The organism is Nonomuraea coxensis DSM 45129, assembly GCF_019397265.1.
In the GTDB taxonomy this organism is placed as follows: domain Bacteria; phylum Actinomycetota; class Actinomycetes; order Streptosporangiales; family Streptosporangiaceae; genus Nonomuraea; species Nonomuraea coxensis.
Genome location: NZ_CP068985.1, coordinates 3130347 through 3151924 on the forward strand (window position 1 = coordinate 3130347; position 21578 = coordinate 3151924).

25 protein-coding genes are annotated in these 21578 nt (G+C 71.3%); 16 read left to right on the forward strand and 9 right to left on the reverse strand.

Annotated elements, in window-relative coordinates:
- Positions 1–14 precede the first annotated feature (14 nt).
- Positions 15–815, forward strand: coding sequence for an ABC transporter ATP-binding protein (locus Nocox_RS14550; RefSeq protein WP_020541577.1), 801 nt, complete (start codon positions 15–17; stop codon positions 813–815).
- Positions 816–863: 48 nt separating this feature from the next.
- Here Nocox_RS14550 and Nocox_RS14555 read toward each other — a convergent pair whose 3' ends face one another.
- Positions 864–1871, reverse strand: coding sequence for a bifunctional adenosylcobinamide kinase/adenosylcobinamide-phosphate guanylyltransferase (locus Nocox_RS14555; protein ID WP_026213995.1), 1008 nt, complete (start codon positions 1869–1871; stop codon positions 864–866).
- A gap of 129 nt (positions 1872–2000) precedes the next feature.
- On the opposite strand from Nocox_RS14555, the gene Nocox_RS14560 reads away from it, so the two are divergent.
- Positions 2001–2207 (forward strand): hypothetical protein, encoded by a 207-nt coding sequence (locus Nocox_RS14560; RefSeq protein WP_020541579.1) that lies wholly within the window; start codon positions 2001–2003, stop codon positions 2205–2207.
- Positions 2208–2301: 94 nt separating this feature from the next.
- Here Nocox_RS14560 and Nocox_RS14565 read toward each other — a convergent pair whose 3' ends face one another.
- Positions 2302–3303: an aldo/keto reductase family protein gene (locus Nocox_RS14565; RefSeq protein ID WP_020541580.1), complete on the reverse strand. Its 1002-nt coding sequence runs from the start codon at positions 3301–3303 to the stop codon at positions 2302–2304.
- Positions 3304–3360: 57 nt separating this feature from the next.
- On the opposite strand from Nocox_RS14565, the gene Nocox_RS14570 reads away from it, so the two are divergent.
- Positions 3361–4404 carry an SMI1/KNR4 family protein gene (locus Nocox_RS14570; protein WP_157382870.1) on the forward strand — a complete coding sequence of 348 codons (1044 nt, stop codon included), beginning with the start codon at positions 3361–3363 and terminating at the stop codon, positions 4402–4404.
- Between the two features lie 225 nt (positions 4405–4629).
- Here Nocox_RS14570 and Nocox_RS14575 read toward each other — a convergent pair whose 3' ends face one another.
- The gene (locus Nocox_RS14575; protein ID WP_020541581.1) at positions 4630–5115 is read right to left on the reverse strand and encodes a DUF3043 domain-containing protein; all 486 of its coding nucleotides are present in this window, start codon (positions 5113–5115) and stop codon (positions 4630–4632) included.
- Positions 5116–5390: 275 nt separating this feature from the next.
- Between Nocox_RS14575 and Nocox_RS14580 the strand changes: the two genes are divergently transcribed.
- From Nocox_RS14580 to Nocox_RS14605, 6 genes are read left to right on the forward strand one after another with little or no spacing between them, the layout of a single operon-like run.
- Positions 5391–6197, forward strand: coding sequence for a PspA/IM30 family protein (locus tag Nocox_RS14580; protein WP_020541582.1), 807 nt, complete (start codon positions 5391–5393; stop codon positions 6195–6197).
- Positions 6194–6472: a PspA-associated protein PspAA gene (pspAA, locus tag Nocox_RS14585; protein WP_020541583.1), complete on the forward strand. Its 279-nt coding sequence runs from the start codon at positions 6194–6196 to the stop codon at positions 6470–6472. The genes Nocox_RS14580 and pspAA overlap by 4 nt, the downstream gene beginning before the upstream one ends.
- 5 nt (positions 6473–6477) lie before the next feature.
- Positions 6478–7377, forward strand: coding sequence for a zinc metalloprotease HtpX (gene htpX / locus Nocox_RS14590; RefSeq protein WP_020541584.1), 900 nt, complete (start codon positions 6478–6480; stop codon positions 7375–7377).
- A gap of 5 nt (positions 7378–7382) precedes the next feature.
- On the forward strand, positions 7383–7940 hold the full coding sequence (pspAB, locus tag Nocox_RS14595; protein WP_020541585.1) for a PspA-associated protein PspAB: 558 nt from the start codon (positions 7383–7385) through the stop codon (positions 7938–7940).
- Between the two features lie 25 nt (positions 7941–7965).
- Positions 7966–9327: an alpha/beta fold hydrolase gene (locus tag Nocox_RS14600; protein WP_157382871.1), complete on the forward strand. Its 1362-nt coding sequence runs from the start codon at positions 7966–7968 to the stop codon at positions 9325–9327.
- A gap of 49 nt (positions 9328–9376) precedes the next feature.
- Complete coding sequence (locus Nocox_RS14605; protein ID WP_020541587.1) at positions 9377–9982, forward strand: SIMPL domain-containing protein; 606 nt, start codon at positions 9377–9379, stop codon at positions 9980–9982.
- 15 nt (positions 9983–9997) lie between these two features.
- Here Nocox_RS14605 and nadA read toward each other — a convergent pair whose 3' ends face one another.
- Positions 9998–11149 carry a quinolinate synthase NadA gene (nadA, locus tag Nocox_RS14610; protein ID WP_026213999.1) on the reverse strand — a complete coding sequence of 384 codons (1152 nt, stop codon included), beginning with the start codon at positions 11147–11149 and terminating at the stop codon, positions 9998–10000.
- A gap of 177 nt (positions 11150–11326) precedes the next feature.
- Here nadA and erpA point away from each other — a divergent pair, with 177 nt between their 5' ends.
- Positions 11327–11680 carry an iron-sulfur cluster insertion protein ErpA gene (gene erpA / locus Nocox_RS14615; protein ID WP_020541589.1) on the forward strand — a complete coding sequence of 118 codons (354 nt, stop codon included), beginning with the start codon at positions 11327–11329 and terminating at the stop codon, positions 11678–11680.
- A gap of 98 nt (positions 11681–11778) precedes the next feature.
- Positions 11779–12765 (forward strand): carbohydrate kinase family protein, encoded by a 987-nt coding sequence (locus Nocox_RS14620; protein ID WP_020541590.1) that lies wholly within the window; start codon positions 11779–11781, stop codon positions 12763–12765.
- A gap of 68 nt (positions 12766–12833) precedes the next feature.
- Here the strand turns inward: Nocox_RS14620 and Nocox_RS14625 are convergent, their stop codons facing one another.
- The 3 genes from Nocox_RS14625 to Nocox_RS14635 form a co-directional block, all read right to left on the reverse strand.
- The gene (locus Nocox_RS14625) at positions 12834–13262 is read right to left on the reverse strand and encodes a CBS domain-containing protein (protein WP_020541591.1); all 429 of its coding nucleotides are present in this window, start codon (positions 13260–13262) and stop codon (positions 12834–12836) included.
- A 61-nt stretch (positions 13263–13323) separates the two neighbouring features.
- Positions 13324–13569, reverse strand: a complete 246-nt coding sequence (locus tag Nocox_RS14630; RefSeq protein ID WP_026214000.1) for a sulfurtransferase TusA family protein — start codon at positions 13567–13569, stop codon at positions 13324–13326.
- Positions 13566–14699 (reverse strand): cysteine desulfurase family protein, encoded by a 1134-nt coding sequence (locus tag Nocox_RS14635; protein WP_020541593.1) that lies wholly within the window; start codon positions 14697–14699, stop codon positions 13566–13568. The genes Nocox_RS14630 and Nocox_RS14635 overlap by 4 nt, the downstream gene beginning before the upstream one ends.
- A gap of 256 nt (positions 14700–14955) precedes the next feature.
- Here Nocox_RS14635 and ctaC point away from each other — a divergent pair, with 256 nt between their 5' ends.
- The 4 genes from ctaC to Nocox_RS14655 all read left to right on the forward strand — a co-directional run bounded on the left by ctaC (position 14956) and on the right by Nocox_RS14655 (position 19147).
- Positions 14956–15678 (forward strand): aa3-type cytochrome oxidase subunit II, encoded by a 723-nt coding sequence (gene ctaC, locus Nocox_RS14640; RefSeq protein WP_485020629.1) that lies wholly within the window; start codon positions 14956–14958, stop codon positions 15676–15678.
- Positions 15675–17375 carry an aa3-type cytochrome oxidase subunit I gene (ctaD, locus tag Nocox_RS14645; RefSeq protein WP_020541595.1) on the forward strand — a complete coding sequence of 567 codons (1701 nt, stop codon included), beginning with the start codon at positions 15675–15677 and terminating at the stop codon, positions 17373–17375. The genes ctaC and ctaD overlap by 4 nt, the downstream gene beginning before the upstream one ends.
- Positions 17375–17788 (forward strand): cytochrome c oxidase subunit 4, encoded by a 414-nt coding sequence (locus tag Nocox_RS14650; RefSeq protein WP_020541596.1) that lies wholly within the window; start codon positions 17375–17377, stop codon positions 17786–17788. Before ctaD ends, Nocox_RS14650 begins: the two co-directional genes overlap by 1 nt.
- A gap of 150 nt (positions 17789–17938) precedes the next feature.
- A complete protein-coding gene (locus tag Nocox_RS14655) occupies positions 17939–19147 on the forward strand; it encodes a L,D-transpeptidase (RefSeq protein ID WP_020541597.1) in 1209 nt (402 codons plus the stop codon).
- A 112-nt stretch (positions 19148–19259) separates the two neighbouring features.
- Here Nocox_RS14655 and trpD read toward each other — a convergent pair whose 3' ends face one another.
- Both trpD and Nocox_RS14665 read right to left on the reverse strand, forming a co-directional pair.
- Positions 19260–20297 carry an anthranilate phosphoribosyltransferase gene (gene trpD / locus Nocox_RS14660; RefSeq protein ID WP_020541598.1) on the reverse strand — a complete coding sequence of 346 codons (1038 nt, stop codon included), beginning with the start codon at positions 20295–20297 and terminating at the stop codon, positions 19260–19262.
- Positions 20298–20303: 6 nt separating this feature from the next.
- Complete coding sequence (locus Nocox_RS14665) at positions 20304–20702, reverse strand: hypothetical protein (protein ID WP_033408361.1); 399 nt, start codon at positions 20700–20702, stop codon at positions 20304–20306.
- A gap of 208 nt (positions 20703–20910) precedes the next feature.
- Here Nocox_RS14665 and ctaE point away from each other — a divergent pair, with 208 nt between their 5' ends.
- The gene (gene ctaE, locus Nocox_RS14670) at positions 20911–21564 is read left to right on the forward strand and encodes an aa3-type cytochrome oxidase subunit III (protein WP_026214002.1); all 654 of its coding nucleotides are present in this window, start codon (positions 20911–20913) and stop codon (positions 21562–21564) included.
- Positions 21565–21578: the final 14 nt, after the last annotated feature.

The following is a 21578-nucleotide window of genomic DNA, read 5'->3' on the forward strand; positions in this document are numbered from 1 at the left end:
ACTAGGGTGGCGGGATGCACGTGGTTGAACTCGAAGGCGTAGCGGTCCGGGTCACCGGCAAGACGCTGCTGGACGGTGTGGACTGGCAGGTGGACTACGGCGACCACTGGGTGGTCCTCGGCCCCAACGGAGCGGGCAAGACGACGCTGCTCTCGCTGGCCGGCGCCGTACGGCACCCCAGCGCGGGCACGGTGAAGGTGCTCGGGCACCGGCTCGGCCGGGTCGACCTGCGCGAGCTGCGCCGTCACCTCGGCCTGGTCGCGGCCAGCCAGCGGCTCGTCGACGAGGAGCTGATGGAGGAGGAGGGCGCGACCGCCCTCACCGTGGTGCTCACCGGCCACACGGGGACGAGCGTTCCTTTGTGGGACAAGTACGGCGACTCCGAGCGCGACCGGGCCCACCGGCTGCTCGCCGACCTGGGCTGCAAGGACCTCGCCGACCGGCCTTTCCGGGTGTGCTCCCAGGGCGAGCGGGCCAGGATCCGGGTGGCCAGGGCGCTCATGGCCGATCCGGCGGTGCTGCTGCTCGACGAGCCGTTCGCGGGGCTCGACCTGCCGGCCCGCGAGGACCTCATCACCGCCGTCGAGGACCTCGCCGCCACCCGGCCCGTCCTCACCACCATCACCGTCACCCACCACCTGGAGGAGGTGCCGGCGACGACCACCCACGCCATGCTCATGCGCGACGCCAGGGTGCTGGCCGCCGGGCCGGTGGCCGGCGTGCTCACCTCGGCCAACCTCTCCGAGTGCTTCGGCCGGCCCCTGCAGGTGGACCGGCTCGACGGCCGCTGGTACGCCCGCGCCCTCCGCCCCTGACCCCGGCCCGCGCTCCCGGGCTCCCGCGCTCCCGGGCTCCGGCAGGGCTCAGAGCTCCAGGACGCGGCCCGCGACGACGAGGGCGACGTACTCCGACTCGGCGGCGAGCCGCTCGTTCAGCCGCCCGAGCGCGTCGCGGAAGGCACGCCCGCTGGCCGTGGCCGGCACCACCCCCATCCCCACCTCGTCCGACACCGCCACCACCGGCCGCGGCGCCTGCCGCCAGGCGGCCACCAGCTCGTCGCACCGCCGCAGGACCGGCTCCCGGTCGCCCTCCCAGGCCCCGTGCTCGTCGAACACCGCCGCCAGCCACGTGCCGAGACCGTCGACGAGCAGCGGCATGGTGGCCCCGGAGACGGCCGCGGCCAGGTCCGTGGTCTCGACGGTGTCCCAGTGCGCGGGGCGGCGCTCCCGATGCGCCCGTACGCGGGCCGCCCACTCGCCGTCCCCCGCGCCGCTGGGACCGGTCGCGACGTAGGTCACGTACGGCTCCGCCGCCAGCCGCAGCTCGGCCTCGGCGGACTTGCCCGAACGCGACCCGCCCAGCAGCAGCGCCCGCCGCCCCCCGCTCCCCGCGCCGCCGCCCGCCCCCGGGGCCGACGTCCGCAGCACGGTCCCGTCCGGCACGGCCAGGGCGCCCCACAGGCGCAGCCGCCTGTCCAGCTCCGCCTCCGACCGGATCCGGTGGTCGAGCCCGACGGCGACCGCCACGGTCTCCGGATGCGTACGCCGCAGCCGGCCGAGGCGTTCCGGCCGGTCCAGCAGGTCGATGAGGACGAGGTCGAGCCGGTCCGGCAGGTCCGCGGGAGGCTCCCGCCCCGGAGGCACGCACAGCAGCGTCCCGCCGTCCGGGCCGCTCAGCCCGAGCCCGCCGCCCCAGGCCAGGTAACCGGCCGGCACGTCGGCGAAGAGGAAGGGGACGCGCCCGTCCACCACGACCCCGAACGGGCGGCGGCGGCCCGCGGACGGCCCGGAGCACGAGACGCAGGAGGCACAGCGGCAGCCGGGCTCGGGCCGGCCCGTCCCGCCCGCCGTGCCGGAGAGAAGCACTTGCACCGCCCGAGCGTACAGAGAGCCCGCCCGGCGCCGCCCGCGCCGGGTCACCCTCCGCGACCCGGCCTCGGAGTAGGGTTCCATTGCCGTCGGAAGGCGCGCCGGCGAACGTGCGGATAAGGAGCGTGTGGCATGACATGGCGGTGGCGTTACGAGAACGCGAGCGGTGATGAGGTGACCGACCGCCCTTTGCCGCGAGAGGTGTTCCCCAGCCAGGCGGACGCGGAGTCCTGGCTCGGCGAGAACTGGCGTGACCTGCTCGAGTCGGGCGTCGAACAGGTGGCCCTGCTCGACGAGGACCGCGTCGAGTACACAGGACTGTCCTTGCGCCAGGAGTGAGCGCCGACCTGACACGAGAACCCCCTGGGCCCGGCCGCGGCCCAAGGGGTTCTCGTCGTTCTCAGCGTGTGACGGACTCAGCGTGTGACGGAGGTCACGCCCGCGGGTTCGGGCTCGTCGTCTTGGCCGGGTCGCGCTCGACGATCGGGCCGAGCGCGTCGTCGATGCGCCGCAGCACGTCCTGGTCCAGCTTGACGCCCGCCGCCTTGACGTTGTCGCGTACCTGCTCGGGACGGGTCGCGCCGACGATCGCGCTGGAGACGTTCGGGTTCTGCAGCACCCAGGCGATCGCCAGCTGCGCCATGCTGAGGCCCAGGTCGGCGGCGATCGGCTGGAGATCCTGTACGCGGGTCAGCACGTCGTCGTTCATGAACCGGGCGATCATCGCGCTGCCGCCCGCCGAGTCGGTGGCCCGGGAGCCCGCCGGCGGCTGCTGACCTGGCCGGTACTTCCCGGTCAGCACGCCCTGCGCGATCGGCGACCAGACGATCTGGCCCACGCCCTCCTTCTCGCTCAGGGGCACGATCTCGCTCTCGATGACCCGCCAGAGCATCGAGTACTGGGGCTGGTTGGAGACGATGCGGTCGAAGCCCATCTCGTCCGCGATCTTCAGCGCCTGGGCGATCTGGTCGGCGGTCCACTCGCTGACGCCGACGTAGAGCACCTTGCCCTGGCGGACGAGGTCGTCGAACGTCTTGAGCGTCTCCTCCAGAGGCGTCTCGTAGTCGAAGCGGTGCGCCTGGTAGAGGTCGACGTAGTCCGTCTGGAGGCGGCGCAGTGAGGCGTTGACGGACTCGGTGATGTGCTTGCGGGACAGGCCGCGGTCGTTCTGGCCGGGGCCGGTCGGCCAGTAGACCTTCGTGAAGATCTCCAGCGACTCCCTGCGCACGCCCTTCAGCGCCCGGCCGAGCACCTCCTCCGCCTTGGTGGCGGCGTAGACGTCAGCGGTGTCGAACGTGGTGATGCCCTCGTCGAGAGCCGCCTGCACGCACTGCTTGGCGGCGTCCTCCTCGACCTGGGAGCCGTGCGTGAGCCAGTTGCCGTAGCTGATCTCACTGACCTTGAGACCGCTGCGACCGAGGTGTCGGAATTCCATAGGTCCGACCTTAATCCCGGCGCATGGGGTGATCGGTTTCGGGATAGGGTGCGCGACGTGCTGAAGCTCGTACGCCTGGCGCTGACGGCGGCAGTCCTGACCGCGATCGCGATCCGGCTGCGCCGCCGGGCCCGCCTGCCCGGACGGCGGACGGAGCCTTCGGTCACGCCCGGGGCCGGGTCCGTGCGGAGCGCGCGGATGGGCCTGGTCTGGGCGGGCATCGCGGCGCTCGTGACACTGGTCCTGGCCCTCGCCCTGATCCCCGGAGCGCCCCTGGGCGCGGCGTCGTCCCGGCAGACCCCGCCGGCCGCCCCATCGTCCCCGCAGACCCCGCCGGCCATCACATCGCCCCCGCGGACTCCGCCGGCCGTCACGTCGGTCCCGCAGACCCCTCTCGCCGCCACGGCCGCCCCGGGCGCGCCCGGCGCTCCCGACGTCACGGCCGTCCCCGCCTCTCCGCCGGGCACGCCGACGCCGCAGGGCGGCGGGAGCGCGTGCTCGCCCGCCTCCCGGCCGGTCGCCGTCCGGCCGATCGACCCGGACGTCCGGCGGGCCGTGAACCGGCAGTGGCGGCGCGTCGAGCGCTGGCTCAGGGCGAACGCCCCCCGCACCTACCGGACGCTCGGCGCCCCGGGCCGGGCGCGGACGATCGCCGTCGCCGAGGCCCAGATGGGCGTCGACTTCCCCGACGACCTGCGCGCCTCCCTCCTGCGCCACAACGGCTCGCGGGGCAGGTGGGCGTTCGGGTTCGGGTTCTGGGCGGAGGGGTCCGCCAACCTCGGCGTCCGGCAGATCAGGGACTCGTGGCGGCTGCTGTGCCGCCCGCCCGCCGCGGGCGGCTGGGCGAGCACGTGGATCCCGTTCCTCGTCACGACGGACCCCGTCACGCCCGCGTCGTCGTACGCCGTGGCCGACTCGGCCGGCGGCGGTCTCTCCTGGCAGGGCGAGGACGGCGTCATGACGCCGCGCATGCCGTCCTACTACGCGCTGGTACGAGCCGTCGCCGACGCCCTGGAACAGGGCACGCCGCTCGACGGCCGGCGACCGGTCGTGGCGCGGGGCGTCCTGCGCTGGGAGACCGGGAGCACCCCGCGGGGCTAGCGCCCGAGGCGACAGGGAAGAGCCCGGCACGTCGCGCGGCGGCCGGAGCGCGCCCTCTGAGCGGCCACGTTGAGGTGCCCCGATGGCGGGCATGCTCACCATGAGGCACGCCGAGGGGGTGTGCCCTGGACGAGGCAGGCCGAAGGGCCGTGCCCAGGATGAGGCGCGATGGGGTGTGCACGCCCAGGAGGCGGCCCCGACGAGGGGCGGCCCCTGTGCGGACCGCTACTTCTTCGGGGGGACCGGCTTGCCGCCGGGCCGCACCGTGGGCGGCGGGAAGCGCAGCTTGCGGATCTGCAGCGCCCGCATGGCCGCGTAGAAGCCGACGCCCTTGACGCTCTCCCCGGGCAGCTTGCTCGCGACCTCCCGCTTCACCTTCCAGGCGACGTAGACGCCGGTGACCACCACGCCGATCATCATGATCGGCCAGCCGACGGCGATCACGATGTTGAGCACCGCCGCGCGGATCTCGATGGGCCACGGCACCCAGGTGGCCAGCAGGATCAGGAGCGAGAACGGCAGGAAGTACTGGCTGGGCAGCCGCCGCGAGTCGACCCAGTCGCGCGCGAACTTGCGCGCCGGGCCCTTGTCCCTGGCCGGGAGGTAGCGCTCGTCGCCCGCGAGCATGCCCTTGCGGGCGCGGTCGCGCTCGGCGGCCTGCTTGGCCCGCATCTGCCGGTAGGCCTCTTTGCGATCCTTCGGCGCGTGCACGGGCTGGCGCCTGCGGCTCTCCTGATCGCGGCGCTTGGGTGTGGGACGTCCTTTACCCTGGGGCTTAGGATCGTCAACGGGGACGGGGGTGTCGTCCACTGAGGTCTGGGAACGGCGTCGCAACACGACCTCAACCCTACCTGGACTGCAACTTAGTGACGCCCTCGTGCGTTATGCGTAGGGTAATCCCAAGGCGGCTGCGCTGCATTGGGTGAACACCAGCACGACCTAGAAGGGGACGGCCGACGCGCATGAGCGTGATGAAGAGACTTTCGATGATCTTCAAGTCCAAGGCCAACAAGGCCTTGGACAAGATGGAGGATCCGCGCGAGACCCTTGACTACTCCTACCAGCGGCAACTGGAGCTGCTGCAGAAGGTGCGCAGGGGTGTGGCCGACGTCGCCACGTCGCGCAAGCGGGTTGAGCTGCAGCTCAACGGCCTTGAGCAGTCCGCCAGGAAGCTTGAGGAGCAGGGGCGCAAGGCGCTGTCGGTCGGGCGCGAGGACCTCGCGCGCGAGGCGCTGCAGCGGCGTTCCGGCATCCAGAGCCAGATGGCCGACCTCAAGGTCCAGCACGACAACCTTCAGGCGGAGGAGGAGAAGCTGACCACGGCTTCCCAGCGCCTGCAGGCCAAGGTGGACGCCTTCCGCACCAAGAAGGAGACCATCAAGGCCACCTACACCGCCGCCGAGGCCCAGACCCGCATCAACGAGGCGTTCTCCGGCATCTCCGAGGAGATGGGCGACGTCGGCCTCGCGATCCAGCGCGCCGAGGACAAGACGGCGCAGATGCAGGCCCGCGCGGGCGCGATCGACGAGCTGCTGGCCAGCGGCGCGCTCGACGACGTCACCGGCACCCGTGGCGACGACATCCAGGCCGAGCTCGACCGCATGGGCGGCGGCATGGACGTCGAGCTGGAGCTGGCCCGGATGAAGGCCGAGCTCGGGCAGGGCTCGGCCCCGCAGTCGGCGATCGAGCAGGGTCAGCCCCAGCAGCAGGCCCAGCCGCACCAGCAGGCTGCGCCGCACCAGCAGGGCCAGGGCCAGACCCAGCACCTGCGTCAGCCGGGGGAGAACGCATGATCGTCAGAATCATGGGCGAGGGCCAGATCGAGATCTCGGCGGACGACATCGCCGTGCTCAACGAGCTCGACAGCGAGCTCGAAGCCGCGATCGAGACCGGCGACGAGAAGGCGTTCCGCGTCAAGCTGCACGCGCTGCTCGACAAGGTGCGCCACGTGGGCAAGTCCCTGCCGGACGACAGCCTTGAGCCGTCAGAGCTGATCCTTCCCCCCGCGGACGCCTCGATCGAGGAGGTCCGGGAGATGCTGGGCGACCAAGGCCTCATCCCGGGCTGAGCGCCATGCGCACGCGCTTCGCGGCCGACCGCGGCCTCACCCGCCGGATGGTCGTGACGATGTTCCTGCTCGGGCTGCTCTACGTGGTGTTCGTCGGTGTCCTGATCGCCCTGGGCGTCCAGGCGCTGACCGTGCTGGTGGTGGCCGGCCTCCTGCTGCTGGCGCAGTACTTCCTGTCCGACCGCATCGCCCTGTTCGCGATGCACGGACGGGAGGTCTCGCCGGAGGAGGCCCCCGAGCTGCACGGCATGATCGACCGGCTGTGCGCGCTGGCCGACATGCCCAAGCCGAGAGTGGCGATCGCGGATTCCGACGTCCCCAACGCGTTCGCCACCGGGCGCAACCAGAAGAACGCGGTCGTCTGCGTGACGACCGGCATCCTGCGGCGCCTGGAGCCGCGGGAGCTCGAAGGGGTGCTCGCGCACGAGCTGTCGCACGTCGCGCACCGCGACGTGGCGGTCATGACGATCGCGTCGTTCCTCGGCATCGTGGCCGGCCTCATGACCCGCTTCGCGCTCTACAGCGGGCTCGGCGGCCGGCGCAACAACGGCCAGGGCGGCGTCCCGGTCGGCGCGATCATCCTGCTCGTCTCGGTCCTCGTCTACGCCGTCAGCTTCCTGCTCACCCGCGCCCTGTCGCGCTACCGCGAACTGGCCGCCGACCGCGCGGGCGCGCTGCTCACCCAGCGCCCGTCCGAGCTGGCCAGCGCGCTGACGAAGATCAGCGGTGAGATGGCCAGGATCCCGACGCGCGACCTGCGCGAGGCGTCGGCGTTCAACGCCTTCTACTTCGCCCCGGCGCTGTCCGGCGGCCAGTCGATCGCGGCCCTGTTCTCCACCCACCCATCGCTGGAGCGCCGGCTGGAGCAGCTCGCCGGCATCTCCGCGCAGCTTGGAAGGGGTTGAGCCGCATGGGCTGGCTCGACGCGCTGCTCGGCCGGTCGAAGCCGGCCAAGCCCGATCTCGACGCGCTGTTCGCGCTGCCGTCCGCGGCCGTGACGCTGCAGGCGGCGACCGGGCTGGCGCCCACCGGCCTCGGTTCGGTGGCGTTCCGCGCCGCCGAGGGCGGCGCCTTCGCCACGCTCGAACGCGACGTCAAGGCGCTGCTCGGCGAGCGCGTGGCGCAGAGCGACGACGGTTACGGCTACACGTGGCTGCTGGTCGACCGGCCGCCGGAGGCGGTCGCCGACCTGGTCACCGAGCTGCACGCGGTCAACTCCTCGCTGGAGGGGGCCGGGTTCGGCGCGTCGCTGCTGTGCTCGCTGGTGTCCTTCGCCGACCCCGAGGGGCGCCGGCTCGCCGTGGTCTACCTCTACAAGCGCGGGACGTTCTACCCGTTCGCCCCGCTGCCCGGCCAGAAACGCGACAACGCGCTCGAACTCCAGGTCAGAGGGGTGCTGGACGGCGAGTTGCCGCTGGAGTCCGATCTCGGCCGATGGTTCCCGGTATGGGGTGCCCCCGGGCTGTAATCGCACTAAGTGGTCTAATCGTCACGTGGAGCGACGATTGTGCGTGCTCGCGGCCGCGGCCTTCATCGTCGCGGCCGTGCTGGGCAGCGCCTGGATCACCGGCCAGTTCACCACGCCGGCCGTGGACCGTGCCAACGGCTACGTCAGCGAGCTCGCCGCCCTCGACCAGCCATGGACGCGCCTGTTCCGGATGAGCGACGCGCTCGCGGGGGTGACCTGCCTGTTCGGCGTGGCGCTGGTGCCGCGCGTGCCGGGGGAGGGGCCGGGGTGGGCGGCGCTGGCCGCGTACGGGCTGCTCGTCGCGGTGGGGGCGGCGCTGCCGCTGGACTGCGCGGTGCTCAGCGATCCCGTCTGCGGCGAGACGGGGCCGTCGCCGGGCCGGCTCGCGCACCTCACGGCCGGAGCGCTGTGCACGGCGTCGGCCCTGGCCGCCATGGCGTTGCTCGCGGCGCGGTGGCGGGCGGGCGCGGCCTGGGTGATGACCGGGCTGGCGGTCGCCGCCACGGCGCTGGTCGGCGTCGCGCTGGCCGCGGGGCGCGGCGCGGGCCTCGCCGACCGCCTGTTGCTCACGCTCGTCGCCGTCTGGCTGGTGTACGTGGCGCTGCGCCTGCTCGTCGCCGACGGACCGGTCACCGGGCACGGCCCCCCGCACGTGGTCGAGGAGGGGGAGGGGCCCGCGGTGCTCGTCACGGGAGGGCCGGGCGGCGCCTGGTTCCACTGGGACGCGGTGGCGCGCGGGCTGGCCGGCGCCCGCCGGGTCATCCGCTTCGACCGGCCGGGGCTCGGGCTGAGCCCCCGCTCGCCGGCCCCGCCCAGCCTGTACGCGGAGGCCGCCCGCCTGGCCGCGCTCGCGCCCGCGCACCCGGAACGGGTCACCGTCGTCGCCCAGGGAGTGGCGTGCTGGCACGCGGAGGCGTTCGCGCGGCTGCACCCGTTGTGCGTGGCGGCGCTCGTGCTCGTCGAGCCGGTCTGCCCGGACGGGCGGCAGCCGCCCGCGGGCGCGCACGCGCTCGGCCGGGTCCTGCCCGCGCTCGGCGGCACGTGGGGGGCGGCGGTGCTGGCCCGCCTGACCGGCCCGGCCGCGCACCGGCGGCTGGCGGGGGTGCCGGACCCGCACGACGTCTACCGCATGGGCAAGGTGCCGGCCGCGGTGGCGGGGGAGTGGCTGGCCCGCCGCGGCATGGCCGCCGACCTGCGCCGGCTCCGCGCGGACAAGCCGCTGCCCGAGGTGCCGGTGACCGTCCTCGCCACGGGCCGCGACGACGGCTGCGCCGGGCGGCTGGCGGCGGAGCTGAGCGGCCGGCTGGTCCGCGCGCCGCATGCCGGCCGCCGGCTCCAGCTCCGCGACCCCCGGATGATCGTGGACGCGGTCCTGGCGACGGGATGAGCGGCGCGCGATGATGAGGGGGAGCCGGAGTCCTTGGGAGGGCGCCATCGTGGACATCACCGTCGTCGGGGAGGGCGTGGTCCTGGCCGCGCCGGACGTCCTGCGCCTGTACGCGGGCGTGGAGGCCCGCAGGCGATCGGCCGCGGAGGCGTTCACCGCGGCCCGCTCCGCCGCCGCCCGCCTGGCCGGGGCGCTGCGCGAGGAGGGCGTCGCGGACGAGGACGTGCGCACCGTCGAGCTGTCGCTCGGCCCTGAGTACGAGTCCTACCCGACGGTGTCGGCCTACCGGGCGGCGCAGGGCGTCGAGGTCGTCGTACGCGACCTGGCGCGGGCCGACCGGGTGATCGACACGGTCGCCGGGATCGGCGAGGAGGCCCGGCTGAACGGGGTGGCGTTCGAGGTGTCGGACCCGGCCGCCGCCCTCGCCGAGGCGAGGACGCGGGCCTTCCGCGACGCGGCCGCCAAGGCCGCCCGCTACGCCGAGCTGGCGGGCCGTCCGCTCGGCCGGGTGGTGTCGGTCGCCGAGGACGTCAGGGGCGGCCCGCAGCCGCTGGCGCTCGCCGCCGCGACCGTCGCCGAGGACCGGGCCTCGTTCGCCCCCGGCCGGCAGAGCCTCGCGGTGACGGTCAGGGTCGGCTACGACTTCGCAGGGTGACGGACCGGCGCGGCCTTACGGAAGGGCGAGCATCCGGTCCAGGGCGACCCGCGCCCAGTGGGCGGTGGCGGGGTCGACGGTGATCCGGTTGACGACCTCGCCCAGCGCCAGCGACTCCAGCGCCCACACGAGGTGGGGCAGGTCGATGCGGTTCATGGTCGAGCAGTAGCAGACGGTCCGGTCCAGGAACGAGACGTTCTTGTCGGGGAACATCTGCGCCAGCCGCTTGACCAGGTTGAGCTCGGTGCCGACGGCCCAGCTCGACCCGGCGGGGGCGGCCTCCAGCGTCTTGATGATGTACTCGGTCGAGCCGACCTGGTCGGCCTTGAGCACGACCTCGTGCCGGCACTCGGGGTGCACCAGGACGTTCACGCCCGGGATGCGGGCGCGGACGTCGTCCACCGACTCGGCGGTGAAGCGGCCGTGCACCGAGCAGTGGCCGCGCCACAGGATCATCCTGGCCCGTTCGAGCTGCTCGCGGGTCAGGCCGCCGTCCGGCCGGTGCGGGTTCCACACCACGCAGTCGTCGAGCGTCATGCCCATCTCCAGCACGGCGGTGTTGCGGCCGAGGTGCTGGTCGGGCAGGAACAGCACCTTCTCGCCCCGCTCGAAGGCCCAGTCGAGGGCCCGGCGGGCGTTGGAGGAGGTGCAGACGACGCCGCCGTTGCGGCCGCAGAAGGCCTTGATGTCGGCGCTGGAGTTCATGTACGTGACCGGCACCACCCGGCCGGCGAGGCCGGCGTCCTCCAGCGCCTCCCAGCACTCCTCGACCTGGTCGAAGGTGGCCATGTCGGCCATCGAGCAGCCGGCCGCCAGGTCCGGCAGGACGACCTTCTGGGCGTCGCCGGTGAGGATGTCGGCCGACTCGGCCATGAAGTGCACGCCGCAGAAGACGATGTACTCGGCCTCCGGCCGCGCCGCCGCCTGCTGGGCGAGCTTGAAGGAGTCGCCCGTCACGTCGGCGAACTGGATGACCTCGTCGCGCTGGTAGTGGTGGCCGAGCACGAACAGCCGCTCGCCCAGCGCCTCCTTGGCCTTGCGGGCGCGCTCCACCAGTCCCGGGTCCGAGGCGGGCGGCAGCTCGCCGGGGCAGTCGACGCCCTGCTCACTGTGCGGATCGGCGCCCCGGCCGAGCACGAAGAGCGGAAGCCCAGTCTCGGTGGTCATGGCCACACTCCCCTCATGAGGCACTTATCGTCAGAAAGACGATACTCACTATGACACACCGGGGAAGCCCGTTGTTCCCGGAGGTGAGGGACCCGGGAATGTGTGGCATGGGCCGGGTGTTGGTAGCGTCATACATAGGACGTCGAGAACAGACAGCCCAGTTAGGGAGTCAGCGAGATGACGGTTGAGAGCAGCGAGACCACGACGCAGGGCCTGCACCTGACCGACGCGGCCGCCGCGAAGGTCAAGAGCCTGCTGGAGCAGCAGGGTGAGGAAGGGCTGCAGCTTCGGGTCGCGGTGCAGCCGGGCGGTTGCTCCGGACTGCGCTACCAGCTCTTCTTCGACGATCGTTCCATGGACGGCGACGTCGTGTCGGAGTTCGGCGGCGTCAGCGTGGTCACCGACCGGATGAGCGCTCCTTATCTCATGGGCGCCACCATCGACTTCGTCGACACGATCGAGAAGCAGGGGTTCACCATCGACAACCCCAACGCCACCGGCTCCTGCGCCTGCGGCGACTCGTTCAACTAGCCTGCGCCGCCCAGGTCCCGTCCGCCTTTGTGCGGGCGGGACCTTCGCGTATTCTCGGGGGGCTCATTGGCCTGCTGACAACGAGGAAGAAGAATCCCGTGCGCATCGCCGTAACCGGCTCCATCGCGACAGACCATCTGATGACATTCCCCGGCAGTTTCGGCGAGCAGCTCATCGCCGAGCAGCTCGACCGGGTGTCGCTGTCGTTCCTGGTCGACGATCTGCAGATCCGGCGCGGCGGCTGCGCCGCGAACATCGCCTTCGGCATGGGCTGCCTCGGTCTGCGGCCCGTCCTGGTGGGAGCCGTCGGCAACGACTTCGCCGACTACCGGTCCTGGCTGGAGCGCCACGGGGTCGACTGCGACTCCGTGCACATCTCCGAGACCCAGCACACCGCGCGCTTCCTGTGCACCACCGACGAGCACCACAACCAGATCGCCTCGTTCTACACCGGGGCGATGGCCGAGGCGCGCCTCATCGAGCTCAAGCCGGTCGCCGACCGCGTCGGAGGGCTCGACCTCGTGCTCATCAGCCCCAACGACCCCGACGCGATGCTGCGGCACACCGACGAGTGCCGCCAGCGCGGCATCCCGTTCGCGGCCGACATCTCCCAGCAGCTCGCCCGCATGGAGGACGACCAGATCCGCCAGCTCGTCGACGGCGCGGCCTACCTGTTCTCCAACGACTACGAGAAGGGCCTGATCGAGCAGAAGACCGGCTGGTCCGACGAGGAGGTCCTGGCCAGGGTCGGCGTCCGGATCACCACGCTCGGCCCCAAGGGCGCCGTCATCGACCGCCGGGGTGAGCCCTCCATCCAGGTCGCGCCCTCGCCCGAGCGCGGCAAGGCCGACCCCACGGGCGTCGGCGACGCCTTCCGCGCCGGGTTCCTGGCCGCGCTGGCCTGGGGCCTGTCGCTGGAGCGCTGCGGCCAGGTGGGCAACCTCACCGCCACGCACGTGCTGGAGCGGGTCGGCGGCCAGGAGTACGAGCTCGGCCAGACGGCCTTCCTGGAGCGCTTCGCCGCCGCGTACGGCGCCGACGCCGCGGCCGAGGTCGGCGCGCACGTGCGCTGCCACCACCCGTAGCCGCGCTACAGCCCCCCGGACACGAGAGACGCCCCCGCCCGAGGGCGGGGGCGTCGTCGCGCGCCCGCTCAGTCGTGCCCGTACACCCGGTGCACGAACTCGGCGAGCTGGTCGTCCGGCAGGTGCTTGGCCAGGTCGGCCTCGCTGATCATGCCGACGATCCGGTCGCCGTCCATCACGGGCAGCCGCTTGATGCGGTGCTCCTCCATGCGCGTCAGCGCCTCCTGGACGCTGGTGTCCGCCGTCACCCACACCAGGCCCGTGGCCAGCTCGCCGGCCGTCACCCGGGCGGGGTCGTGGCCGGCCGCGACGCACTTCACCACGATGTCGCGGTCGGTGATGATGCCCGTCACGCGCTCGTCCGGCCCGCACACCGGCAGCGCGCCCACGCCATGGGAGCGCATCATCTGCGCCGCCCGGTCCAGCGTCTCGTGCGCGCCGATGCACTCGGCTCCCGTGCTCATCACGTCGCGGGCGGTCTCGTGTCCGCCGGTCATGGCTCACCCCCGGTCGATCGGCTTGCGTACCAGGAGCCCCTACCCAGCCAAACCGGATAAATCAGTAATTTCGCCTCACGTGTATCGCCCAGCCGCCCCCCGGCAGCTCGTACGACCCCACATGGCGGTGCGACTTCAGCCGGCACCAGGCCGGCACGTCGTTGTAGGCCGCCGGATCGTCGGCCAGCACCGCCACCACCGCGTTCAGCGGCACGGCGTTGATCTGCTCGGCGAGCATGATGATCGGGATCGGGCACTTCTTGCCGAGCGCGTCGATCGTCAAAGCCGGCTGCGTAACCTCGGTCATGCGACTCCTGCGTCCTGGCGGATGCGGCGCACCAGCTCGGGCAGCACGCCGAGGAACCTGTCGACCTCGGCCGCCGAAGCGCCCCTGGGCAGTGACACCCGGACATTGCCATGCGTGAGCACGCCCATCGCTTCGAGGACGTGCGATGGACGAAGCGTACTAGCGGTGCACGAACTCCCGGACGACACGGCGAAGCCCGCCCGGTCGAGCTCGGTGAGCAGGGCCTCGCCGTCGACGTAGAGACAGGAGAAGGTGACGATGTGCGGCGCCCGGTCCACCGGGTCGCCGATCACCTCCACGTCGGGGACGATCCCCGGCACCGTCTCCCTGATCCTGTCCACCAGCGCGGACAGCCGCGCCTGCTCCTCCGCCGCCTCGGCGGCCGTCGCGCGCAGCGCCGCCGCCGCGGCCACGATCGCGGGGACGTTCTCGAAGCCCGGCACCCGCCGCCGCTCCCGCTCGTCCTCCGGCAGGAACGAGCGGAACCTGGTGCCCTTGCGCACCACCAGCACGCCCACCCCGGCCGGGCCGCCCCACTTGTGGGCGCTGGCGGTGAGCACCGACCAGCCCGCGGGGACCGGCATGCGGCCCGCCGTCTGGGCGGCGTCCACCAGCAGGGGCACGCCGTGCTCGCGGCAGGCCGCGGCGGCCTCGGCCACCGGCTGCGTCGTGCCCACCTCGTGGTTTGCCGTCTGCAGGCAGGCGAGGGCGGTGCCCGGCCCCGCCACGGCCTCGGCGAACCGGGCGGGATCGACCCTGCCGGTGATTCCGACGCCCACGGTCTCGACCGTGCCGCCCTCGCGTTCGTGCAGCTGGGCCGCGTGCAGCACGCTGGAGTGCTCGACCGCCGAGACCACCAGGTGGCGTCCGGCCCTGCGCCTTCCGTGTAGGGTGCCGAGGACGCCGAGATGCACGGCCTGCGTGCCGGACGCGGTGAACGACACCTCGTCCGCGCGCGCGCCGAGCGCCTCGGCGACCTCCGTGCGGGCCTGCTCCAGCAGCAGGTGCGCGCGGCGGGCCTGGCCGTACAGTCTCGCGGGATCGGCCCAGCCGACGTCGATCGCCGCCAGCAGCGCCTCGCGCGCCTGCGGGTGGAGCGGCTCGCTCGAGGCCGCGTCGAAATACGCCACGAGACCAATCGTCCCACTTGCGACCCCACCGAGGGGTCGCGCGGGGGGGCGGGCCACCTGCACGCTAATGTGTTCTGCATTCAGTTGTGCATGGGAAATACGAGCACCCGAGGGAAAGACCCTTGGGCTTCATCTGTGGGGTAGGCGATCCGTGAGTCCGACTCGCCGTACGCGGCGTTCGTTGGCCCGGCGCAGGGTGCCACGCGCCGCCGCTCTGGCGTTGCTGCTGGCCACTGCTACGGCGTGTGCTAATGACGTGCCCGAGGCCGACTGGTCTCGTGGCTTGCTTCCCGACCACGTCACCGTGCAGGGCGGCATAGTCCAGTCCCTGTGGAACGGGGCCTGGATCGCCGCGCTCGCCACGGGCGCCGTCGTCATCGTCCTGATTCTGTGGGCCTCCTTCTTCCACCGGAAGCGCCGGGCCAAGGCCGACCTGCCGCCGCAGGTGCGCTACAACCTGCCGATCGAGATGCTCTACACCTTGATCCCGCTGGTCATGGTGTCGGTGTTCTTCTTCTTCACCGCGCGCGACAGCGAGGCCCTGACCAAGGTGGACGGCGACGCGCCGGTCAAGGTCAAGGTGGAGGCGTTCCAGTGGAGCTGGCGCTTCACGACGACGTTCAACGGCAAGGAGTCGAAGCCGGTCGCCGGCACGCCGGTGCACGACTACAACCAGGGCCCGCAGCTCGTCCTTCCGGTCAACCAGAAGGTCGAGTTCGACCTGTCGACGGACGACGTCATCCACTCCTTCTGGGTGCCGGAGTTCCTGTTCAAGCGTGACGTCATCCCCGGCATCCCCGAGGGCAACCCGGGCCGGAAGTTCCAGATCACGACCCTGAACAAGCCGGGCGTCTACGCCGGGCGCTGCGCCGAGCTGTGCGGTGTCGACCACAGCCGCATGCTGTTCTCCGTCAAGCTCGTCTCGCAGCAAGAGTTCGACCAGTACATCGCGACAAACCAGGCTGGGAGCGCCCAGTGACCGCCATCCAAGATCCACCGGTCCGCACACCGGTCATCCGGCCCGTCACCAAGGGCCAGATCATCGCGAAGTGGATGTCGTCCACTGATCACAAGATCATTGGGCACATGTACCTCATCACGTCGTTCGTGTTCTTCCTGATCGGCGGCGTGATGGCGCTGATCATGCGGGCGGAGCTGGCGCAGCCGGGGCTGCAGTTCACCAGCAACGAGCAGTTCAACCAGCTGTTCACCATGCACGGCACGATCATGCTGCTCATGTTCGCGACGCCGCTGTTCGCCGGCTTCGCCAACGAGCTCATGCCGCTGCAGATCGGCGCCCCCGACGTGGCCTTCCCGCGCCTCAACATGGTGAGCTACTGGCTCTACCTGTTCGGCAGCATCATCGCGGTGAGCGGCTTCTTCACCCCCGGCGGCGCGGCCTCCTTCGGCTGGTTCGCCTACACGCCGCTCTCCAACGCGATCAACTCGCCCGGCATCGGCGGCGACCTGTGGCTCATGGGCCTCGCGCTGTCCGGTCTCGGCACGATCCTCGGCGCGGTCAACTTCATCACCACGATCATCTGCATGCGCGCCCCCGGCATGACGATGTTCCGGATGCCGATCTTCACCTGGAACATCCTGCTCACCAGCATGCTCGTGCTGATGGCCTTCCCGGTGCTGGCCGCCGCGCTGCTCGCGCTGGAGGCCGACCGCAAGCTCGGCACGCACATCTTCGACTCCGAGAACGGCGGGGCGCTGCTGTGGCAGCACCTGTTCTGGTTCTTCGGGCATCCCGAGGTCTACATCATCGCGCTGCCGTTCTTCGGCATCGTCACCGAGATCCTGCCGGTCTTCAGCCGTAAGCCGATCTTCGGTTACATCAGCCTCGTCGGCGCGACCATCGCGATCGCGGGTCTGTCCATCACGGTCTGGGCGCACCACATGTTCCCGACCGGACAGGTCCTGTTGCCGTTCTTCTCGTTCATGACGTTCCTCATCGCGGTGCCGACGGGCGTGAAGTTCTTCAACTGGATCGGCACGATGTGGCGGGGGCACCTGAGCTTCGAGTCGCCGATGCTGTTCTCGGTCGGCTTCCTCATCACGTTCCTCCTGGGCGGCCTGACGGGCGTCATCCTGGCCTCGCCGCCGCTCGACTTCCACATCAGCGACACCTACTTCGTCGTCGCCCACTTCCACTACGTGGTCTTCGGCACCGTCGTGTTCGCCATGTTCGCGGGCTTCTACTTCTGGTGGCCCAAGTTCACCGGCAGGATGCTCAACGACAAGCTGGGCAAGCTGCACTTCTGGCTGCTGTTCATCGGCTTCCACGCCACGTTCCTGGTGCAGCACTGGCTCGGTGTGGCGGGCTTCCCGCGCCGCTACGCCGACTACAGCGCGGCCGACAAGTTCACCGACCTCAACATGATCTCGTCGGTGGGCGCGTTCGTCCTCGGCCTGTCCACGCTGCCGTTCCTCTACAACGTCTGGCAGACCTGGCGCAGCGCGCCCAAGGTCACCGTGGACGACCCGTGGGGCTACGGCGGCTCGCTGGAGTGGGCCACCTCCTGCCCGCCGCCGCGGCACAACTTCACCTCGCTGCCGCCCATCAGGTCCGAGCGTCCCGCGTTCGACCTGCGCTTCCCGCACACGTCCGCAAACTCGTCCCACAAGAGCGACGCCAAGGCTGACAAGCCGGCCGGGGAGGTCGAGGCCTGATGAAGGTCCAGGGTTGGCTGTTCCTGCTGTGCGGCCTGTTCTTCGCCGGCGTCGACGTCGCCTACTGGTTCTGGACCAAGGCGGCGACGGGCGAGGGTGAGCCGGTCGGCACCACCGCGATGGCCATCTCGGTCGGCTTCGCGTTCATGGTCGGCTACTACCTGATGTTCACCGCGCGGCGCATCGGCGCCCAGCCGGAGGACAACAAGCAGGCCGACATCAGCGACGGCGCGGGCGAGATCGGCTTCTTCAGCCCGAGCAGCTGGTGGCCGCTGTTCCTGTGCCTGGCGGCGGCCTTCGCCTTCGCCGGGTTCGTGATCGGCTTCTGGATGTTCCTGATCGGCGTCTTCCTGGTCATCCTGGCCATGATCGGGTTCGTCTTCCAGTACTACCGGGGCAACTTCTCGCACTGAGCGGGGCCCGGCCGCTGAGCGGGCGCCCTCCCTCTTGGGGGATGGCGTCCGCTTTTTGGCGTTCTTTACCAGTGTCCGGATGCGCCTATTCGGTCACTCAGGGTAATAAAGGAGGCAGAAGCGGACCGACCTTGGGCGAGGGAGTCATTCGTGGAGCGCGGAGCGTATGGAACGGCCGGCCTGCTGGCCGTGGCCCTGCTGGCGGCCTGCTCGGCGTGCTCGGCGGGCGACGGCGGGAAGGACACGACCGCCATGGCCGGTGGGGCTCGTACGGCCTCGGTGGCGTTCTCCCCGCGTGACAAGAGCGCGGAGGTGCCGACCGACCAGCCCGTGGTCGTCTCGGCCACCGGCGGCAAGCTGACCGGCGTGCGCGTGGACGGCGGCAAGGCGGGCAAGCTGCCGGGCGTCCTGAGCTCCGACGGCACCCGCTGGCGCAGCACCGCCACCGCCCGCCCCGGCACCGCCTACACGGTCACCGCGGTCTCCGTGGACCCGTCGGGCAAGCGGAGCGAGGCCACCAGCACGTTCACGACGGTGAAGGCCAAGGGCACCTTCGACATCGCGAACATCACCCCGAACAAGAACGACACGGGGCTGACGGTCGGCGTCGGCATGCCCATCATGATCACCTTCGACAAGCCGGTCACCGACCGCGTCTCGATCGAGCGCAACCTCATCGTGCGCAGCAGCAAGCCGGTCGAGGGCGCCTGGCACTGGTTCGACTCCTCGCACGTGGACTTCCGGCCCAAGGAGTACTGGCCGGCCCACACGAAGGTCCGCCTGGAGGCCAAGCTGGCCGGCGTGCGCGGCGCCCCCGGCCTGTACGGCAAGCGCGACGTGAAGCTCGACTTCAAGATCGGCCGCTCGCAGATCACCAAGGGCAGCACCGACGAGCACGTGCTGTACGTCCGCCGCGACGGCAAGCGCGTCAGGACCATGCCGATGAGCGCCGGCCAGGGCGGCCAGTGGAAGTACTACACCACCTCCGGCATCCACCTGGCGATGTCCCGTGAGCCGGTCACCGTCATGACCTCGCCGGGCATCGGACCCGGCCAGTCCGGCTACTACCAGCTCACCGTCTACAACACCGTGCGCATCTCCAACAGCGGCGAGTACGTGCACAGCGCCCCATGGTCGGTCGGCTCCCAGGGCAACTCCAACGTCAGCCACGGCTGCGTGAACGTCAGCCCGGAGAACGCCGCCTGGTTCATCAAGAACACCCTGATCGGCGATCCGATCATCATCACCGGCACGCCGCGCAAGCTGGAGCCGACGAACGGCTGGGGCCACTGGCAGGAGAAGTGGCACGAGTGGCTGAAGTGGAGCACGCTCAAGGCGGGCCCGACCATCACGTTCTGAGCACGAGAAAGGCGCGCCCTCCTTCGCGCGGGGGCGCGCCTTCGCCGTGCGGGCTCAGGTGCGGGCTCAGCCCGCGGCCCGGTCGTGCGGGGGCTCAGAGCGAGCCGGGGGCTCAGAACGAGCCGCTGACCTCGACCCAGCGCTCCAGGACGGCCTTGGCCGCCCCTGAGTCGACCGCCTGGGCCGCGCGCTCGTAGCCGGCCTTCATGGAGGCGTCCAGGTCGTCCCCGGGGCCCTCGTGGGCCACCAGGGCCGCGGCGGCGTTGAGCAGCACGGCGTCGCGCACGGGGCCGCTCGCGCCGCCCAGCACGTCGTGCACGGCCTGGGCGTTGAAGGCGACGTCGCCGCCGCGCAGCGCGCCCACGTCGGCGCGCGGGATGCCGAGGACCCGGGGGTCGAACGTGGTCTGCGTGGCCGCGCCGTCCCTGACCACCCAGACGGTGGAGGTGCCGGCGATGGTCAGCTCGTCGAGGCCGTCGTCGCCGCGGAAGACGAGGGCGGTGACGCCGCGCTCGGCGAAGACGCCGGCCAGCACGGGCAGCATGCGGGCGTCGTAGACGCCGATGGCCTGGGCGGTGGGCCGGGCCGGGTTGGTGAGCGGGCCGAGGAAGTTGAAGATCGTCGGGATGCCGATCTCCTTGCGGGTGGGACCGGCGAAGCGCAGCGCGGGGTGGTAGACGGGCGCGAAGCAGAACGCGATGCCCGCCTCGCTCGCCACCCGCGCCGTCTGCTCGGGCGTGAGATCCAGGCGGATGCCCAGGTGCTCCAGGACGTCGGCGGCCCCGCACGAGGAGGAGGCGGCCCGGTTGCCGTGCTTGACCACGCGCGCGCCGGCCGCCGCGGTGACGATGGCGGCCATCGTCGAGACGTTGACGGTGTGGGCGCGGTCGCCGCCGGTGCCGACGATGTCGACCACGGGCCCCTCGACCCGCAGCGGCGTGGCGAACTCCAGCATGGTGCGGGCCAGGCCCACCACCTCCGACACCGACTCGCCCTTCGCGCGCAGGGCGGTCACGAACCCCGCGATCTGCGAGGGCGTCGCGGTGCCGGACATGATCTCCCGCATCGCCCAGGCCGTCTCGTCCGAGGTGAGGTGCTCTCCCGCGAGAAGAGCCGACAGCAGGGCGGGCCAGGTCGTCCGGGAGTCCATGGGCACCTACTTAGCGTTGAGTCGGGTGGAGTTGCGACGGCGCATGAGGTCGGCCACCGTGTCGGCCAGCACCATGGGCTCCAGGGGCTGGGGGACGACGGCGTCGGCCTTGGACCACTCGGCCAGCCAGCGGTCGTCGCGGCGGGCGATGAGCAGGCAGATCGGCGGGCAGTCGTAGACCTCGTCCTTGGCCTGGCGGGAGACGCCCATGCCGCCGGCGGGCTGGGTCTCGCCGTCGAGGACGGCCACGTCGATCTCCCCGGACCCCAGCCACTGGTGGACCTTCGGCTCGGTGGCGCACTCCACGATCTCGACCAGGGGGACGTCCGCCGCGGGCCGCCTGCCGATGGCCTGGATCACCTCAGCCCTCGTGGCGGCGTCGTCGCTGTAGACGAGGACCCTCATCGTGTCGTCGGTGCTGCCTGATGACGTCACTGTCGCGCTCACTATCGGTCGTAGCGGTATGGTCACCCTGGATGGTACCGGTGCTCCGGCGTGCAGACCCAGGCCGCCGCCCCAGAGGGGCGTTTTGCGGCAATTATCCCAGGTTGGTGGCCGGTTTGTACCTCCTAACGGGGGGTCGTGCGCCGGACCGACCCAGGGAGCCGCAATAATGCTGCCCGTGGCGACAGCATCCGCAATAACTTCGACGACGACAGCACAGCCGTTCCGCAGACCCAACCTGGTCAGCGTCGGGACGATCGTCTGGCTGTCCTCCGAGCTCATGTTCTTCGCGGCGCTGTTCGCGATGTACTTCACCATCCGGTCGGTGAGCATCGGCAAGGGCCTCGACTGGGGTCCCGCGCTCCTGCCCGCAGGCGCGCACGCCGCCGAAGGCGCTCACCTGAACATCCCGTTCGCGACGGTCAACACGATCATCCTGGTGCTGTCGAGTGTGACGTGCCAGCTCGGCGTGTGGGCCGCGGAGAAGGGGCAGGTCGGCAAGCTCCGCTTCTGGTACATCGTCAGCTTCCTCATGGGCGCGGTCTTCGTGGCCGGGCAGCTGTACGAGTACATGGAGCTGGCGTCAGAGGGCGCGACCCTGTCCGCTAACGCCTACACCTCGGTGTTCTACCTGACGACGGGCTTCCACGGCCTGCACGTGACCGGTGGCCTGATCGCGTTCCTGTTCATGCTGGGACGCACGTACGCCGCGAAGCGCTTCACGCATGAGCAGGCCACCAGCGCGATCGTCGTGTCCTACTACTGGCACTTCGTCGACGTCGTCTGGATCGGTCTTTTCGCGACCATCTACATCATTCGGTAAGGAACGGGATCTCT